The organism is Salmonella sp. SAL04213 (genome assembly GCF_046550535.1).
Lineage (GTDB): Bacteria > Pseudomonadota > Gammaproteobacteria > Enterobacterales > Enterobacteriaceae > Salmonella > Salmonella enterica.
In genome coordinates, this window is record NZ_JBGDXS010000001.1 from 469,952 (window position 1) to 487,255 (window position 17,304).

Here is a 17,304-nt window from a genome sequence, read left to right on the forward strand (position 1 = left end):
CGACGTGATTAGAAGCGGTAACCCACACCAGCAATCCAGGTGCCAACGTCAACGCTACGAATACGGCTCTGCTCGTAAGAGAAGTCCAGAGCAACATTTTCCATCGGGTTGAATTGCAGACCAGCGCCATAGGAGAAGCCATAATCGCTGGTGTCATGCTTGTAGGTTGGGTAATCGGTCGTCTGGAATTTACCGTAACCCACACCGACTACACCGTAGATGCTCGCCCAATCGTTCAGACGGTAAGCCGGGCCGGCAGTGATGCCGTAGTACTGACCTTTGTTGTAATCGCCCGCACCGTTAGTACGATCTTTTTCGGTGTAGGTGAAGGAACCGATTACGCCCAGCGGGTTGTCGTCCTGCTCGTAACGATACTTCAGGTTGAAACCGCTCATTTTATTCGCTACGCCCTGCGCGTCGCTCTGAGCGTAACCACCAGTAACGGTAGAAGTAGCAGCTACTGCAGTACCTGCGGAAAAAGCCAGAACAGCGGCCAGTGCTGAAAGACATGCAATTTTTTTCATAACCACCTCAAATGTGCTTCAAGTAAGTCCTAAGTTTTAAATATATCAAAAATTAATGGGAAACTCTTTGCGATTCACGGTGTCTAAGGGCGCCTTTCATGTAACAGAACGTTTCCATATCGCGCTATCTTATTCAATTAACATCACTTTTCCGGCTGATTGCACCAATAATGCGCGTGCGACGCGATACATTCATCCAGATTATTCCTAAACTAACAGTCTATTTATCCATCAATTTAAGTTCATTTTATGGAATCCTGGAAATTTTTTTTCAACGAATCCTCAACCGCCACGGGGAATTTCCATTACACTGCCACCTTTACTCGTACTGACATTTTTTGACAGGAGAAAGGATGCCGGGGTCAACACGTAAACTACCAGTCTGGTTGCCCATTTTGGTTTTGCTCATTGCCATGTCCTCTATTCAGAGTGGCGCTTCACTGGCGAAATCGTTATTTCCTCTTGTCGGCGCGCCGGGCGTAACGGCGCTTCGTCTGGCGTTGGGAACGCTTATCCTTATCGCCTTTTTCAAACCCTGGCGTTTGCGTTTTGCCAAAGAGCAGCGGCTGCCTTTACTGTTTTATGGTCTGTCGCTGGGCGGGATGAACTATCTATTCTATCTGTCGATTCAGACGGTGCCGTTGGGTATTGCGGTCGCGCTGGAATTTACCGGTCCTCTGGCGGTCGCGCTGTTTTCATCCCGGCGGCCGGTAGATTTTATTTGGGTCGTACTGGCTGTGCTTGGGCTCTGGTTCCTGCTGCCATTAGGGCAAGATATGTCTCACGTCGATCTTACCGGGGCCGCGTTGGCGCTCGGCGCTGGCGCCTGTTGGGCTGTCTATATTCTTACCGGCCAGCGAGCAGGCGCGGAACATGGTCCGGCCACGGTGGCGGTAGGCTCGCTGATTGCCGCCATCATTTTCGTGCCGATTGGCGCAGTTCAGGCTGGCGACGCGCTATGGCACTGGTCGATTCTTCCCTTAGGGTTAGCGGTCGCTGTGCTTTCTACGGCGCTGCCTTATTCACTGGAAATGATTGCGCTGACGCGCCTGCCAACCCGCACCTTCGGTACGCTGATGAGCATGGAACCCGCGCTGGCCGCCGTTTCCGGGATGATTTTTCTGGGCGAAACGCTTACGGGCATACAAATCATGGCCCTGTGCGCCATCATTGCCGCTTCAATGGGATCTACCCTAACGATTCGCCGCGAACCGCAAATTAAACAAGTTGACGTAAAATAGTTTCTTATTCTGCATGATGTGCATAATCATGCAGAATATCACCTCGTTATTCACCTTTTATTATCGCGCTATTACTTCGTCATTTTTTGTCATATTTTTTCTCATTTTTTACATTAAAATGAGAATTATTACCCACCAAACAACAAACTCGTATAAGTAATTGATTTACAATCAAAATAAATATTAAATCTTGTCTATGCTATTAAAGTGATAGGTAAATTCAAAAAAGCAAAGTTAAAAACCGGTGCTATACTTATTTTCGTTAATTACCTGGGACACAAACATCAAGAGGATATGAGATTATGAGTACCGCTAAACTGGTAAAAACAAAAGCGTCTAATCTGCTTTATACCCGTAACGATGTATCAGAGAGCGATAAAAAAGCGACGGTTGAGTTGCTTAATCGTCAGGTGATCCAGTTCATTGACCTGTCGCTGATCACGAAACAGGCCCACTGGAACATGCGCGGTGCTAACTTTATTGCCGTTCATGAGATGCTGGATGGCTTCCGTACCGCACTGACCGATCATCTGGATACTATGGCCGAGCGCGCCGTACAGCTTGGCGGTGTGGCGTTAGGCACCACGCAAGTTATCAACAGCAAAACTCCACTGAAAAGCTATCCGCTGGATATCCATAACGTGCAGGATCACTTAAAAGAACTGGCCGATCGCTACGCTGTTGTCGCTAATGATGTTCGCAAAGCTATCGGTGAAGCCAAAGATGAAGACACTGCCGATATCTTTACCGCCGCATCACGCGACCTCGATAAATTCCTGTGGTTTATCGAATCCAACATCGAATAAATCTATCTCTACCCTGAATACTTCGAGTTGCAGGAGGGTACAAACGCAGCGAATCCGCAGAAGCCTGACTTCCGTCGGTAACTGAAGCGAACGCACCTGCAACTTGATGTACACAGGTATATAAGTCATCCCTATACCCCTGCCTGGCACAGGGGTTTTGCACTTAAATAGTGCACACGTCTTGTACTCCCCTCCGATAAAAGTGAATTATTTGTAATAATTACATCACACAATCGTTAATTAAAGATTGTTTTAACAACAATTTTTACGCTAAATAGACCCTGTATCTCTACGTTGTTATTCATGCACTAAATCAGTGCCCCAAAACGGTGCGGCATACTGGTTTTGCCCGACTTATTGTGCACAGGAATGGTTCACGCTTCTGTTAAAACAATGAGTTACATAATTGGCATGATTTTTTCATTACGCTACATGTTCTCGCAGGGGATCGCCCCGTGGATAGAAAAGGAAATGCTATGAAGTCTCTATTAAAAGTTTCACTGGCTGCACTTACCCTGGCTTTTGCGGTGTCTTCGCACGCTGCGGATAAGAAACTCGTGGTGGCAACCGATACGGCGTTCGTTCCGTTTGAATTTAAACAGGGCGACAAATACGTCGGTTTTGATGTTGATCTGTGGGACGCTATCGCGAAAGAACTGAAGCTGGACTACACCCTGAAACCGATGGATTTCAGCGGCATTATTCCGGCATTACAAACCAAAAATATCGATCTGGCGCTGGCGGGTATTACGATTACGGACGAGCGTAAAAAAGCGATCGACTTTTCCGATGGCTATTACAAAAGCGGTCTGCTCGTGATGGTGAAAGCCAACAATAACGATATTAAAAGCGTTAAAGACCTCGATGGCAAAGTCGTTGCCGTGAAGAGCGGAACCGGGTCGGTGGATTACGCGAAAGCGAATATCAAAACCAAAGACCTGCGTCAGTTCCCGAACATTGATAACGCGTACATGGAATTAGGCACCAACCGCGCAGACGCCGTTCTGCACGATACGCCGAACATCCTGTACTTTATCAAAACCGCAGGCAACGGCCAGTTCAAGGCGGTAGGCGAATCGCTGGAAGCACAGCAATACGGAGTTGCCTTCCCGAAAGGCAGCGATGAACTGCGCGAGAAAGTCAACGGCGCGCTAAAAACGCTGCGTGAGAATGGCACCTATAACGAAATCTACAAAAAATGGTTCGGTACAGAACCTAAATAAAACGACCTGATGTTGGCTTGTGGCCCGGTAGTGAGGACGCTCACCGGGCCTACAGCTCTTTTCCGTGACGGATAAGACACTTTCACGCCATTTCCGCGCCGGATAGAGCATTTGACTATTTACACCACGGTAACAGGAACGACATATGCAGTTTGACTGGAGCGCCATCTGGCCCGCCATTCCGCTTTTGCTTGAGGGCGCTAAAATGACCCTGTGGATCTCGGTCCTCGGTCTGGCTGGCGGCCTGGTTATTGGACTGGCGGCAGGTTTTGCCCGTACGTTTGGCGGCTGGTTCGCCAACCACATCGCCCTGGTTTTCATTGAAATTATTCGCGGCACGCCCATCGTTGTCCAGGTCATGTTTATCTACTTTGCCCTGCCGATGGCATTTAATGATTTGCGTATTGATCCGTTCAGCGCAGCGGTCGTGACAATTATGATTAACTCCGGCGCTTATATCGCGGAAATTACTCGCGGCGCAGTACTATCCATTCACAAAGGTTTTCGCGAAGCAGGTCTGGCACTGGGCCTTTCTCGCCGGGAAACCATCCGCCATGTTATTTTACCGCTTGCTCTGCGCCGTATGCTGCCGCCGCTGGGCAATCAGTGGATCATTAGCATCAAAGACACCTCGTTGTTTATTGTTATCGGCGTAGCCGAGCTGACCCGTCAGGGCCAGGAAATTATTGCCGGTAACTTTCGCGCCCTGGAAATCTGGAGCGCCGTGGCCGTCTTCTATTTGATCATTACGCTGGTGCTGAGCTTTATTTTGCGTCGTCTTGAAAGAAGGATGAAAATCCTGTGATTGAATTTAAAAACGTCTCCAAGCACTTTGGCCCCACCCAGGTGCTACATAACATTGATTTAAACATCCGTCAGGGCGAAGTGGTTGTGATTATCGGCCCTTCCGGTTCGGGTAAATCCACATTATTACGCTGTATCAATAAACTGGAAGAGATCACCTCCGGCGATCTGATTGTCGATGGTCTGAAAGTCAACGATCCTAAAGTAGACGAACGGCTGATTCGCCAGGAAGCCGGCATGGTGTTTCAACAGTTTTATCTGTTCCCGCATCTGACCGCGCTCGAAAACGTGATGTTCGGTCCTCTGCGCGTGCGCGGCGTAAAGAAAGAAGAAGCGGAAAAACAGGCGAAAGCTCTGTTAGCGAAAGTTGGACTGGCGGAACGAGCGCACCACTACCCCTCCGAGCTTTCCGGCGGTCAACAACAGCGCGTCGCCATTGCCCGAGCGCTGGCAGTGAAGCCGAAAATGATGCTCTTTGACGAGCCAACCTCCGCTCTGGACCCTGAACTGCGCCATGAAGTGCTGAAAGTCATGCAGGATCTGGCGGAAGAAGGCATGACCATGGTCATTGTCACTCACGAAATCGGCTTTGCCGAAAAAGTCGCCTCACGGCTGATTTTTATCGATAAAGGCCGTATTGCCGAAGATGGCAGTCCGCAGGCGTTGATCGAAAACCCGCCAAGCCCACGTTTACAGGAATTTTTACAGCACGTCTCCTGAGATATCGCCCTTCCTGCCCTGCGGCAGGAAGGGCATCATGGAATAGTCCCATTTCATTTTCCCTCCCCTGCGCCATCTATACTTAGTGTTTTGCGTCTCTTTTCTCACTGGAGGAGTCATGCGGTGGACCCTGTTCATCCTTTTTTGTCTACTGGGCGCGCCTGCCCATGCGGTCGCCATACCCGGCGTGACCACGGGGACATCAACCAGCCAGCAAGCAGCGCCAGAGCCCAGTCCTGAACAAAAAAAAGCGGCCTATGCGGCCCTGGCTGACGTACTGGAGAACGAGGCTTCACGTAACGAATTGATAGCGCAACTCCGCGAAGCCTCAACCACGCCGCCGACCGAGCCGGCGCCAGCGCTTGCGCCGCCTGCGGCCAAAGATGAGAAAACGGTACTGGAGAACGTCACCACCGTTACCCGTCAGTACGGCGATGCTTTCGCTACCCGTTTCGCCCAGCTTTATCGCAACATCACCGATGCGCCGCACAAGCCATTTAACTCGCAAACCTTCACCAACGCGTTAACCCACTTTTTATTTCTGGCCGCCGCGGTATTTGGTTTTTATAGCGTGATACGGCTTTGCGCCCTGCCGTTATATCGAAAAATGGGCCTGTGGGCGCGCAAGAAAAACCGTGAACGCAGCAACTGGTTACAGCTCCCGGCGATGATCGTCGGCGCGTTTATTATCGACCTGCTGCTACTGGCGCTCACCTTATTTATCGGTCAGATGCTCAGTGATAATTTCCATGCCGGAAGTCGAACTATCGCTTTTCAGCAAAGCCTGTTCCTGAATGCCTTCGCGCTGATAGAATTCTTTAAAGCGATTCTGCGGCTTATTTTTTGCCCTAATGTACCGGAATTACGCCCATTCGCGATTCAGGATGCGACAGCGCGTTACTGGAATCGCCGTATGAGTTCCCTTAGCAGTTTGATTGGCTACGGGCTGATTGTTGCCGTTCCGATTATTTCCAACCAGGTGAATGTTCAGGTTGGCGCGATGGCGAATGTGGCGATCATGCTCTGCATCACCATCTGGGCGCTGTACCTGATCTTTAAAAACAAAGCGGAGATTACGCAACATTTATTAAGTCTGGCGGAACGATCATTAGCCTTTTTTAGCCTGTTTATCCGCGCCTTTGCGCTGGTGTGGCACTGGCTGGCCAGCGCCTACTTTATCGTGCTGTTTTTCTTCTCGTTATTCGACCCAGGCAATAGTCTGAAGTTTATGATGGGCGCGACCGTGCGCAGTCTGGCGATTATTGGCATCGCGGCGTTTATCTCCGGTATGTTTACCCGCTGGATAGCGAAAACCATCACCCTGTCGCCCCATACGCAGCGCAACTACCCGGAATTACAAAAGCGGCTTAACGGCTGGCTCTCCTCAGCGCTAAAAGTCGCACGCTTTTTGACCGTCTGCGTCGCCGTTATGCTGTTGCTCAACGCCTGGGGATTATTCGATTTCTGGCACTGGCTACATTATGGCGCGGGGGAAAAGATGGTCGATATCCTCATCCGTATCGCGTTAATCTTATTCTTCTCCGCCGTGGGATGGACGATTCTCGCCAGTCTGATTGAGAATCGCCTGGCCTCCGATATTCATGGCCGCCCGCTACCCAGCGCCCGCACGCGCACGCTGCTGACGCTGTTCCGCAATGCGCTGGCAGTGATTATCAGTACCATAACCATCATGATCGTGTTATCGGAAATCGGCGTCAATATCGCGCCATTGCTGGCTGGCGCGGGGGCGTTAGGTCTGGCTATCTCTTTCGGTTCGCAAACCCTGGTGAAAGATATTATTACCGGCGTCTTTATTCAGTTTGAAAACGGGATGAATACCGGCGACTTAGTCACCATAGGCCCGCTGACGGGGACGGTCGAAAGAATGTCGATTCGTTCCGTCGGCGTGCGGCAGGATACCGGGGCATACCATATTATCCCGTGGTCCTCGATCACCACTTTCGCCAACTTTGTGCGCGGTATCGGCTCTGTTGTCGCCAACTATGACGTGGATCGCCATGAGGATGCGGATAAAGCGAATCAGGCGCTGAAAGACGCGGTAACGGCGCTGATGGAGACGGAGGATATTCGCGGGCTGATTATCGGCGAACCCACGTTCGCCGGTATTGTCGGTTTAACGAACACGGCGTTTACTTTACGCGTGTCGTTCACCACGCTACCGCTCAAGCAGTGGACGGTGCGTTTTGCCCTTGATAGCCAGGTGAAAAAGCATTTTGATCTGGCCAATGTGCGCGCGCCGGTGCAAACGTATCAGGTTCTACCCGCCCCCGCCGGCGGCCCGTCGCCTGATTCACTGCCGCCGCGCGAACCGACGATTTAGCGTTTACGGGTGATAAAACGGCGACGCTGGTCGTCATCCATAAAGGTCCAGGCAATAAAGCGGCTTTGCTTTTGCCCCTGGGCCATCTCTTTTTTCACCACTTTCACCGCGCCAGCCTCCGTCAACGCCCGGTAAAGCGGCGGTAAATTTTCGCCGCGCGACACCAACGTCGTAAACCACAACACCTGACGGCGGAAAGTTTGGCTTTCAGCAATCATTTTTTTAATAAAGGCGACTTCGCCGCCTTCGCACCATAGCTCCTGCTGTTGACCGCCAAAGTTCAGCGCATCATCTTTATTCTGCCCCAAATTGCGGCGCTTACGCTCGCTGCCCGCGCGGGCTGCGGCGGCGGAGTCGTGAAAAGGCGGGTTACAAAGCGTTGCGTCATAAAATTCATTTTTATGAATGATACCTGTAAAAATGGCCGCCGGATCTTTTTGCCGACGCAGACGAATGGCGCGGCTTAACCCCGTATTAGCCTGAATGATAGCCTGCGCGCTGGACATCGCTGCGTCGCTGACTTCACTACCGGTAAATCGCCAGCCATATTCATGGACGCCGATAAGCGGATAAATACAATTGGCGCCCACCCCCACGTCCAGAATAGTTGCCTGCGCCGGAATACTCCCTGTCGTTTCGCCAAGCAGATCCGCCAGATGATGGATATAATCCGCACGACCAGGCACCGGCGGACATAAAAACCCTGGCGGAATGTCCCAGTGTGTAACGGCATAAAAATGCGCCAGCAACGCCTTATTGAGCGCTTTTACCGCTTGCGGATTAGCAAAATCAACGCTCTGTTCACCGGCGGGCGTGCGGATAAGAAAGGACGTCAATTCCGGCGTGGTCTGACACAGTGCGGCGAGATCATAACGGTGTTGGTGGCGGTTGCGCGGGTGTAACCCCGGTTTCTGGGCGGACATGGCATTCTCCTTTTAGCAGCGGCGTAAGATACCCGTATAACGCCACGGGGTAAATATACCACCGCGAATTCCCTGCCTCGCTCGTTTTATCGGATATCTGAATGACATTGGCTCTGCTCATGGTCTGAAAAGATCGCGCGATGCGATTTTTTCACCTGACGGCGCTACACTTAACCTCAGGTACCCTAAAATCAGGAGAGCGTGATGGCATCCGGCTGGGCAAATGACGACGCAGTGAATGAACAAATCAACAATACCATTGAAGATGCCGTTGCCCGCGCTCGCGGCGAACTTCCCCACGGCGAAAGTCGCGATGAATGCGAATCGTGCGGCGACCCTATCCCTGAAGCGCGGCGTAAAGCCGTACCGGGCGTTCGGTTATGTATATCCTGCCAGCAGGAGAAAGATTTACATAACGCAACATTTTCAGGATATAATCGCAGAGGTTCAAAAGACAGCCAGTTACGCTGACTTTTCTTTACCGAAACCGCCAGTATCATCCATTCCTTTACGCTCATGCTTTTTAGCGTTCTGCGTCGCAGAATGTGCTGTTAACCTCGACTCTGTAAAGCCAGATGACAAGAACGGTAAATTCCACCGTTGAATTAATTAATAATCAATAGGTTATTTGTCATTCAAAAATTTTGAGCAAGGCCGTCAATTCTATTCGATTTTATCTTTCGCAAAAAACCGTGATACTCATCACATCGACGGAACATCGTCCCATAAACAGAATAACCTGCGAGAGATTAATCATGAAAACCATTAAATATGCTGTTGCAGCCATCGCGCTTTCCACCCTTTCTTTTGGCGCTTTTGCCGCAGAACCGGTTAGCGCGTCTCAGACGCAAAACCTGCATAAAATCGGCGTAGTGTCTGCCGATGGCGCCACCACGCTGGATGGCCTGGAAGCTAAACTGGCTGAAAAAGCCGCCGCTGCTGGCGCAAGCGCTTATAACATCACCTCCGCCGTAGGTAATGACAAAATGAGCGGCACTGCGGTGATTTATAAATAATTTACCTGCCCGCCAGATTTCAGGCTGTAACATCGCTGTTGTTTGAATTCTGACGGGTATTACCCTCGTCTGTTTGCCAACAGACCCACTGCTCCAACCCTCATTAACCCTGTTTGTTACCCTTATTTGCCCGTCCGTCACTGGACGGGCTTTTTTTATTCGCTAAAAGCCTGTTCGACGCACGCAATCCCGTCTTCTAACGTCGCCGCCTCTCCCGTCGCAACCAGACAACAGGCCATTTGCGTTTTTAATGATTGCGGCACCGGCTCGCGGCCGGCAAGGCAGCGCTCAATCCAGCGTGCGGTGATTTCAGGATCTTTAGTCGCAGGCAGTGAAAGCGGCTCGTCGTGCGTGTCGCTCTGACGCTCATGCAGTACCTGCACGCCGCGGCTATCAATCAGGCTAATTTGCGGACAGCGTTGCGGGTTGGCATAGACTTCGCCTTCGGTACCATGCATCAGCAAAGCCCGCCCGCCAATGCGGCTAAAAAAGGTCGCCACACGCGGAACATATTCAGGATGAGAAACGCTTGATAAACGCAGCGCGGCATCCTCAGCAAATGGCGTCGCCAGCTTGGCCAGTGAATGCGCGCTGTTGCGCACGCCCATCCGCCAGCGCATCGCCAGCTGTTTTTCCAGCGGCGGGCAGAGCGCGCTCACCGGGATAAACACCGGCTGGCGCCCGTCCAGTTTGGCCTGCGCTTGTCCGCCGTGTAGGGTGGGCACAATCCCCATCAGCTCAAATATTGTTTCCGTCAGTACGCGGGTCGGATCTTCACTGACGCCGTGTACTACAACTGGAAAGCCCAATTTATGCAGCAGGATAGCCAGCAACGGCGTTAAATTCGCCTGTTTACGCGCGCCGTTATAGCTGGGAATAACGACCGGCAACGGCCTATCTGCGGGCGGTGTCAGTTTGATGGTATGATTCTGCATGGCTTCATAAAAGCCCAGCATTTCGGCTTCGCCTTCGCCTTTAATACGCAGCGCCATCAATATACTGCCCATCTCCAGGTCGGGGACGTCGCCATTCAGCATTCGGGTATACAAACCGCGCGCGGTATCCAGATCCAGATCGCGGGCGTGATTTTTACCTCGCCCGATCTCTTTGATGATCTTGCGATAATCCATTGAAAGCTCCTTGAAGTGTGCTCACAGCATTAACGCCGTCGGCGGCGTGCAGGTTTTGCTTTTGGTTTTACTATAACGTCTGGCACGGCAGGCTGCTCTATCGGAAAAACAGGTAAGGCATTCAGTAAACGCTGTCCGTAGTTTTTGGTCAACAAACGCTTATCATAAATGACCACTTCTCCCCGACAGGCGTGGCTACGGATCAATCGCCCTACCTGCTGAATTAAATTAAAAGACGCGCTTGGTAAACTTTGTACCTCAAACGGATAACGATTCAGACTTTTTAGCCATTCGCCTTCGGTGATCACGACCGGGCTGTCGATCGGCGGGAAGGCAATTTTATGGATATGGACCTGCGTCAGCAGCTCGCCTTTAAGATCCAGCCCTTCGGCAAAAGACTGAAGCCCAACCAGCACGCTGCGTTCGCCGCTCTCCACCCGTTTACGGTGCAGCTCCACCAGCCGGTAACGCGGCTGGTCGCCCTGGACCAGGAGGAGTAAGCGCACATCAGCGACATGCTCCAGAAAACGCTGCATCGCCCGCCCGCTGGCGAACAGTACCAGCATACCATGATGTTTTTTGCTCTCCAGTTGCTCACGAAAATAGGCCGCCATTTCGGCAATATGCTGCTCTTCGTTATCAATGGTGGGTTCGTAGCGCATTTGAGGAATCACCAGTTTCCCCTGTTCCACATGATTAAACGGCGAATCCAGCGCCACAAAGCGGTCGCCGGCTTTTTCTTTTAAGCCGCTCATTTCCTGCAGACGCGAAAAGCTATTGAGCGAGCGCAGTGTCGCCGAGGTGACAATAATGTGCGGTACGCTGCGCCATAACAATCTTTCCAGCTGATCGCTGACGCGGATACCGACACAATGGAACCAGACGTGGAGTTGCCCTTCGCGTATTTCACGCGTCGCCCATTTGGATACCGGCGCGCCTGAAGACTGCGCCATCGAAGCCAGCCGCCATAATTTACTTTGCGCCTCGAACATTCCCAGCGCCCGGTTCATCTGTAAAATCACCCGATGCAAACGCACAATATCGTGCGACCCGGTTTTTTCGCTGAGATCGTTGAGAAAGGATTCCGCCAGCCCACGCAACGTCTCGGTCAGCTTCGCCAGTCGCTGGCAGATTTCCATGATCTCATCAGGCAACTCGCCCATTGCAAAACGGTGCTCCGCCTCCTGCGCTGCGGGCATATACAGATTAAGAATGGCATTGAGCGAGGCGATCAGTTCGTACACCTCCTCGCAATGGGCGTTAAGTCGCTCAGGATTCGCTAACGGCGGCGTGGTTTTAGGGCGAAATTGCTCCATGCAGGTCGCCACCAGTTTGCTGAACAGATCCAGTTGCAAGCGATACCAGGAGGCGGTAATTTCCGCGCTCATCTCCAGCGCATCGCGAGCGACATCGGGCAGATGATGACCTTCATCCAGTACCAACAGCAGATGCTTTGGTTCCGGCAGTACGGCTTCACTTTCCATCGCCGCCATTACCAGCGCGTGATTCGCCACCACGACTTCCGCTTCCTGTATTTCACGTCGGGCGACAAAGAATGGACATTCGCGGTAATAGTGACAGTTGCGGTTCAGACAACTGGCTTTATCGGTACTTAATCGCCGCCACAGATCGTCGTCAATAGCAATGTCGGTATGATCCCGCAGACCATCCCATTTGTAACCGTCAAGATCCCCTTTCAGCCTGGCGCAGCGCTTTTGCTCTTCCTGATTGTTAGGCGTCAGTTCGTCATCAAGAAAGGCGAGCAGATCCTGCTGCGTAGGCTCGCTACTGGCGAGCGCCGCCAGGTTTCGCGGACACACGTAACGCCCGCGGCCAAAGGCGGCGGTAAAGCGCAGATCGGGGATGATTTTTCGTAGCAGCGGCAAATCTTTGCTAAAGATCTGATCCTGTAACGCCACGTTAGCGGTACTGACCACCAGTGTTTTTTGCTCTTCCCGGGCAATGGCGATACCGGGAATAAGATAGGAGAGGGTTTTCCCGACGCCGGTCGGCGCTTCAATAGCCAGATGTCTCCCTTCTTCCCCGGCCAGCGTTCTGGCGACGTCAGCAATCATCTGCCGCTGCGGCGCACGGGGAATAAAGTCGGGGATCTGGTCCTGAAGCGCCTTATACCAGGCGGCGATTTGCGCTTTCAGCGCAGCGGTCAATGCCATGAGAAAACCTGAAGTACTGTATAAACAGCCACTATTGTGTCACATTTCAGGGGCGGGAAGTACCTTTTTTACCGGTTCTGGAAGGCGGCTCGCAACGCGATGTGTATTTTGCCGGATGGCGGTGCAAGCACCTTATCCGGCCTACGTATTTGCATAGTCCGTAGGCCCGGTAAGCGTCGCGCTACCGGGCATGTTGCCGGATAAAATTTACTGAGCAGGCGTGATTCTGCGCGGGCGACGCGGCGGACGTGCTTTGTCGCCAGCGGGTTTCCCCTCGCCTGTGCGCGGTTTTGGTTTCGCCTTCGCTGCCCCACTATCCTGACGTCGCGGCTGCTGACTGCGCCCCGCTCCCCCCTGATTTTTTCCGCGTCCACGACCGCCGCCGCCGCCGCGCTGCTGACGGCCATTCTGAATCGGCTCCGCTTTAATCGACGGATCCGGCTCATAGCCCGGCGTCGTAATGCGTGGGATCTCTTTTTTCAGCAACTTTTCGATATCACGCAACAATTTATGTTCGTCAACACAGACTAGCGACAGCGCCTCGCCAGTTGCCGCCGCGCGACCGGTACGGCCAATACGGTGTACATAATCTTCCGGCACGTTCGGCAGCTCATAGTTGACCACGTGCGGCAGCTCTTCAATATCCAGACCACGCGCCGCAATATCCGTCGCCACCAGCACGCGAATATCGCCGGATTTAAAATCGGCCAGCGCGCGGGTACGTGCGCCCTGCGATTTATTACCGTGGATCGCCGCGCTGCGAATACCGTCTTTATTAAGCTGTTCCGCCAGATGGTTCGCACCATGCTTGGTGCGGGTGAAGACCAACACCTGCTGCCAGTTGCCCTGGCCAATCATCTGCGACAGCAGTTCGCGCTTACGTTTTTTATCGACAAAGTGCACGTGCTGCGTTACCTGCTCTGAGGCCGTGTTGCGGCGCGCCACTTCGATTTCCAGCGGGTTGCGCAACAGCTTTTCGGCAAGCGCTTTGATGTCGTCGGAGAACGTGGCGGAGAACAGCAGATTCTGACGCTTCGCCGGCAGTTTCGCCAGCACGCGACGAATGTCGTGAATGAAGCCCATATCCAGCATACGGTCGGCTTCATCCAGTACCAGAATCTCAATCTGATCCAGCTTCACGGCATTTTGATGTTCCAGGTCGAGCAGACGTCCCGGCGTCGCCACCAGCACATCCACGCCGCCGCGCAGTTTCATCATCTGCGGATTGATGCTTACGCCGCCAAACACCACCAGCGAGCGAATGTTGAGGTATTTACTGTAATCTCTGACGTTTTCGCCAATTTGCGCCGCCAGCTCGCGGGTTGGCGTGAGGATCAACGCGCGCACCGGGCGACGACCTTTAGCGTGCGGCTGATGGGTAATCAGATGCTGCAACAATGGCAGGGTAAAACCCGCCGTTTTACCGGTTCCGGTCTGGGCGCTGGCCATCAGATCGCGGCCTTCCAGCACGGCGGGAATCGCCTGTTGCTGAATAGGGGTAGGTTCACGGTAACCCTGCTCGGCAATGGCGCGCAGGATATCAGGGTTTAATCCCAGGGAATCAAAAGACATAACTACTCCGGACCGCCCCGACCGTTGCCGGTGTAGTTTTCAGGGAGATGCTCAAATTTGGAATGACAAAAACCACAATGTCATGAAGGGGCGGAGTGTAGCAGTTTTTGTGATGCGGCGCATAAATTATCCTTACGGTGAGCCGCGGGGAAAATGACGCCCCGCGGCGGGGATCCATGCGTTATTGTTCAGCAAACGCCTCGCCGTAGAAACTTGCCAGCAGCAGTTGGCGCAGTTCCGATACCAGCGGATAACGCGGGTTAGCGCCGGTGCACTGGTCATCGAAGGCATCTTCAGACAGTTTGTCAACGTGTGCCAGGAAGTCAGCTTCCTGCACGCCTGCTTCACGGATAGACTTAGGAATGCCCAGCTCAGCTTTAATGCTTTCCAGCCATGCCAGCAGTTTTTCAATCTTAGCGGCGGTACGGTCGCCCGGCGCGCTCAGGCCCAGGTGGTCAGCAATTTCAGCGTAACGACGGCGTGCCTGCGGACGATCGTACTGGCTGAAAGCGGTCTGCTTGGTCGGGTTGTCATTCGCGTTGTAGCGGATAACGTTACAAATCAGCAGGGCGTTCGCCAGACCGTGCGGAATGTGGAACTGAGAGCCCAGTTTGTGCGCCATAGAGTGACATACACCGAGGAAGGCGTTGGCAAACGCGATACCGGCGATAGTCGCTGCACTGTGAACACGTTCACGCGCAACCGGGTTTTTAGACCCTTCGTGGTAAGACGCCGGCAGGTTTTCTTTCAGCAGTTTCAGAGCCTGCAGAGCCTGACCGTCAGAGAACTCAGAAGCCAGTACGGAAACGTAAGCTTCCAGGGCGTGAGTTACCGCATCCAGACCACCGAACGCACACAGGGACTTCGGCATATCCATCACCAGGTTGGCATCGACAATCGCCATATCCGGGGTCAGGGCATAGTCAGCCAGCGGATATTTCTGACCGGTTGCATCGTCGGTCACAACCGCAAACGGTGTGACTTCAGAACCGGTACCGGAAGTGGTGGTGACGGCGATCATTTTCGCTTTCACGCCCATTTTCGGGAACTTGTAGATACGTTTACGGATGTCCATAAAGCGCAGCGCCAGTTCTTCGAAGTGAGTTTCCGGATGTTCGTACATGACCCACATGATTTTCGCCGCGTCCATCGGGGAACCGCCGCCCAGCGCGATGATCACGTCCGGTTTGAAGGAGTTAGCCAGCTCAGCGCCTTTGCGAACAACGGAAAGCGTCGGGTCGGCTTCAACTTCGAAGAAGACTTCGGTTTCAACGCCAGCCGCTTTCAGCACAGAGGTGATCTGGTCTGCGTAGCCGTTGTTGAACAGGAAGCGGTCAGTCACGATGAGCGCACGTTTGTGGCCATCAGTAATCACTTCATCCAGCGCGATGGGCAAAGAGCCACGGCGGAAGTAGATAGATTTCGGAAGTTTGTGCCACAACATGTTTTCAGCTCGCTTAGCAACGGTTTTCTTGTTGATCAGGTGTTTCGGACCAACGTTTTCAGAGATGGAGTTACCACCCCAGGAACCACAACCCAACGTCAGGGAAGGTGCGAGTTTGAAGTTGTACAGGTCACCGATACCACCCTGAGAGGCCGGGGTGTTGATCAGGATACGCGCGGTTTTCATCATCTGACCGAAGTAAGCAACGCGTTCTGGCTGGTTATCCTGGTCAGTGTACAGGCAGGAGGTGTGACCGATACCGCCCATAGCGACCAGTTTTTCTGCTTTTTCTACCGCTTCTTCGAAATCTTTCGCACGATACATCGCCAGAGTCGGAGACAGTTTTTCGTGTGCGAACGGTTCGCTTTCATCAACGACCGTAACTTCACCGATCAGAATCTTGGTGGTTTCTGGTACGGAGAAGCCTGCCAGTTCAGCGATTTTGTAGGCTGGCTGGCCGACGATAGCGGCGTTCAGAGCGCCATTTTTGAGCAATACTCCGCCTACAGCTTTCCTCTCTTTTTTATTCAGAATCACCGCGCCGCATTTCGCAAAACGCTCGCGAACGGCATCATAGACGGAGTCAACAACGACAACAGACTGTTCAGAAGCACAGATTACGCCGTTATCGAAGGTTTTCGACATCAGGATTGACGCCACAGCGCGTTTAATGTCAGCAGTTTCATCAATCACTACCGGAGTGTTACCTGCGCCTACGCCGATAGCCGGTTTGCCGGAGCTGTATGCTGCTTTAACCATGCCTGGACCACCCGTCGCAAGGATCAGGTTAATATCCGGGTGGTGCATCAGCGCGTTAGACAGTTCTACGGAAGGTTGATCGATCCAGCCAATCAGATCTTTCGGCGCGCCGGCAGCGATAGCCGCTTGCAGAACGATATCTGCCGCTTTGTTGGTTGCCTCTTTAGCGCGCGGATGCGGAGAAAAGATGATGGCGTTACGCGTTTTCAGGCTAATTAGCGACTTGAAAATCGCGGTAGAGGTCGGGTTAGTGGTTGGAACGATACCGCAAATAATACCGACAGGCTCAGCAATCGTAATGGTCCCGAAAGTGTCGTCTTCTGACAGCACACCGCAGGTCTTTTCATCTTTATAGGCGTTATAGATATATTCGGAAGCGAAGTGGTTTTTAATCACTTTGTCTTCTACGATGCCCATACCAGATTCGGCGACCGCCATTTTGGCCAGCGGAATGCGGGCATCAGCGGCGGCCAGAGCGGCGGCGCGGAAGATTTTGTCTACCTGTTGTTGCGTGAAACTCGCGTACTGACGCTGGGCTTTTTTGACGCGCGCAACCAGCGCGTTTAATTCTTCAATGGAATTAATCGACATGGAAACCTCAAACGGAAACAGAGAAGCGCCGCCGCA

The 17,304-nt window shown here is 52.6% G+C and carries 14 protein-coding genes; 8 read left to right on the plus strand and 6 right to left on the minus strand.

The genetic code is table 11. The features are described from left to right. Nucleotides 1-8 precede the first annotated feature (8 nt). Nucleotides 9-524 carry an outer membrane protein OmpX gene (ompX, locus tag ACLJPQ_RS02320; protein WP_000716763.1) on the minus strand — a complete coding sequence of 172 codons (516 nt, stop codon included), beginning with the start codon at nucleotides 522-524 and terminating at the stop codon, nucleotides 9-11. Between the two features lie 353 nt (nucleotides 525-877). Between ompX and rhtA the strand changes: the two genes are divergently transcribed. From rhtA to ybiO, 6 genes are all read left to right on the plus strand, one after another. Further along, on the plus strand, nucleotides 878-1,765 hold the full coding sequence (gene rhtA, locus ACLJPQ_RS02325; RefSeq protein ID WP_001119555.1) for a threonine/homoserine exporter RhtA: 888 nt from the start codon (nucleotides 878-880) through the stop codon (nucleotides 1,763-1,765). Between the two features lie 302 nt (nucleotides 1,766-2,067). Beyond that, nucleotides 2,068-2,571: a DNA starvation/stationary phase protection protein Dps gene (gene dps, locus ACLJPQ_RS02330; RefSeq protein ID WP_000100805.1), complete on the plus strand. Its 504-nt coding sequence runs from the start codon at nucleotides 2,068-2,070 to the stop codon at nucleotides 2,569-2,571. Between the two features lie 476 nt (nucleotides 2,572-3,047). Beyond that, a complete protein-coding gene (gene glnH / locus ACLJPQ_RS02335; protein ID WP_000838671.1) occupies nucleotides 3,048-3,794 on the plus strand; it encodes a glutamine ABC transporter substrate-binding protein GlnH in 747 nt (248 codons plus the stop codon). A 145-nt stretch (nucleotides 3,795-3,939) separates the two neighbouring features. Next, nucleotides 3,940-4,599, plus strand: a complete 660-nt coding sequence (gene glnP / locus ACLJPQ_RS02340; RefSeq protein WP_001159076.1) for a glutamine ABC transporter permease GlnP — start codon at nucleotides 3,940-3,942, stop codon at nucleotides 4,597-4,599. Beyond that, nucleotides 4,596-5,318, plus strand: coding sequence for a glutamine ABC transporter ATP-binding protein GlnQ (gene glnQ / locus ACLJPQ_RS02345; RefSeq protein ID WP_000569093.1), 723 nt, complete (start codon nucleotides 4,596-4,598; stop codon nucleotides 5,316-5,318). Before glnP ends, glnQ begins: the two co-directional genes overlap by 4 nt. Nucleotides 5,319-5,436: 118 nt before the next feature. Next, nucleotides 5,437-7,659: a mechanosensitive channel protein gene (gene ybiO, locus ACLJPQ_RS02350; protein WP_023138451.1), complete on the plus strand. Its 2,223-nt coding sequence runs from the start codon at nucleotides 5,437-5,439 to the stop codon at nucleotides 7,657-7,659. Here the strand turns inward: ybiO and rlmF are convergent. Then, nucleotides 7,656-8,582, minus strand: a complete 927-nt coding sequence (rlmF, locus tag ACLJPQ_RS02355; RefSeq protein WP_001275964.1) for a 23S rRNA (adenine(1618)-N(6))-methyltransferase RlmF — start codon at nucleotides 8,580-8,582, stop codon at nucleotides 7,656-7,658. The two genes, ybiO and rlmF, sit on opposite strands and share 4 nt — an antisense overlap. 204 nt (nucleotides 8,583-8,786) lie before the next feature. Here rlmF and ACLJPQ_RS02360 point away from each other — a divergent pair, with 204 nt between their 5' ends. Beyond that, nucleotides 8,787-9,053 carry a DksA/TraR family C4-type zinc finger protein gene (locus tag ACLJPQ_RS02360; protein WP_000146332.1) on the plus strand — a complete coding sequence of 89 codons (267 nt, stop codon included), beginning with the start codon at nucleotides 8,787-8,789 and terminating at the stop codon, nucleotides 9,051-9,053. 284 nt (nucleotides 9,054-9,337) lie between these two features. Next, the gene (gene ybiJ / locus ACLJPQ_RS02365) at nucleotides 9,338-9,598 is read left to right on the plus strand and encodes a DUF1471 family protein YbiJ (protein ID WP_000849089.1); all 261 of its coding nucleotides are present in this window, start codon (nucleotides 9,338-9,340) and stop codon (nucleotides 9,596-9,598) included. A 155-nt stretch (nucleotides 9,599-9,753) separates the two neighbouring features. On the opposite strand, the gene ybiB is transcribed toward ybiJ, so the two are convergent. The 4 genes from ybiB to adhE all read right to left on the minus strand — a co-directional run bounded on the left by ybiB (nucleotide 9,754) and on the right by adhE (nucleotide 17,268). Then, a complete protein-coding gene (gene ybiB, locus ACLJPQ_RS02370) occupies nucleotides 9,754-10,728 on the minus strand; it encodes a DNA-binding protein YbiB (RefSeq protein WP_020898578.1) in 975 nt (324 codons plus the stop codon). A gap of 29 nt (nucleotides 10,729-10,757) precedes the next feature. Further along, nucleotides 10,758-12,902: an ATP-dependent DNA helicase DinG gene (gene dinG / locus ACLJPQ_RS02375; RefSeq protein WP_080185102.1), complete on the minus strand. Its 2,145-nt coding sequence runs from the start codon at nucleotides 12,900-12,902 to the stop codon at nucleotides 10,758-10,760. Between the two features lie 207 nt (nucleotides 12,903-13,109). Continuing rightward, on the minus strand, nucleotides 13,110-14,474 hold the full coding sequence (rhlE, locus tag ACLJPQ_RS02380) for an ATP-dependent RNA helicase RhlE (RefSeq protein ID WP_080185101.1): 1,365 nt from the start codon (nucleotides 14,472-14,474) through the stop codon (nucleotides 13,110-13,112). A 181-nt stretch (nucleotides 14,475-14,655) separates the two neighbouring features. Next, entirely contained in the window at nucleotides 14,656-17,268 is a 2,613-nt protein-coding gene (gene adhE / locus ACLJPQ_RS02385) for a bifunctional acetaldehyde-CoA/alcohol dehydrogenase (protein ID WP_080185121.1), read from the minus strand. Nucleotides 17,269-17,304: the final 36 nt, after the last annotated feature.

Bases quoted from the DNA above. Each gene is read 5' to 3' on its own strand.
- rhtA (WP_001119555.1), top strand. From the start codon at position 878: ATGCCGGGGTCAACACGTAAACTACCAGTCTGGTTGCCCATTTTGGTT.
- rhlE (WP_080185101.1), bottom strand. From the start codon at position 14,474: ATGTCTTTTGATTCCCTGGGATTAAACCCTGATATCCTGCGCGCCATT.
- dps (WP_000100805.1), top strand. From the start codon at position 2,068: ATGAGTACCGCTAAACTGGTAAAAACAAAAGCGTCTAATCTGCTTTAT.
- glnH (WP_000838671.1), top strand. From the start codon at position 3,048: ATGAAGTCTCTATTAAAAGTTTCACTGGCTGCACTTACCCTGGCTTTT.
- ACLJPQ_RS02360 (WP_000146332.1), top strand. From the start codon at position 8,787: ATGGCATCCGGCTGGGCAAATGACGACGCAGTGAATGAACAAATCAAC.
- ompX (WP_000716763.1), bottom strand. From the start codon at position 524: ATGAAAAAAATTGCATGTCTTTCAGCACTGGCCGCTGTTCTGGCTTTT.
- glnP (WP_001159076.1), top strand. From the start codon at position 3,940: ATGCAGTTTGACTGGAGCGCCATCTGGCCCGCCATTCCGCTTTTGCTT.
- ybiJ (WP_000849089.1), top strand. From the start codon at position 9,338: ATGAAAACCATTAAATATGCTGTTGCAGCCATCGCGCTTTCCACCCTT.
- rlmF (WP_001275964.1), bottom strand. From the start codon at position 8,582: ATGTCCGCCCAGAAACCGGGGTTACACCCGCGCAACCGCCACCAACAC.
- ybiB (WP_020898578.1), bottom strand. From the start codon at position 10,728: ATGGATTATCGCAAGATCATCAAAGAGATCGGGCGAGGTAAAAATCAC.
- adhE (WP_080185121.1), bottom strand. From the start codon at position 17,268: ATGTCGATTAATTCCATTGAAGAATTAAACGCGCTGGTTGCGCGCGTC.
- dinG (WP_080185102.1), bottom strand. From the start codon at position 12,902: ATGGCATTGACCGCTGCGCTGAAAGCGCAAATCGCCGCCTGGTATAAG.
- ybiO (WP_023138451.1), top strand. From the start codon at position 5,437: ATGCGGTGGACCCTGTTCATCCTTTTTTGTCTACTGGGCGCGCCTGCC.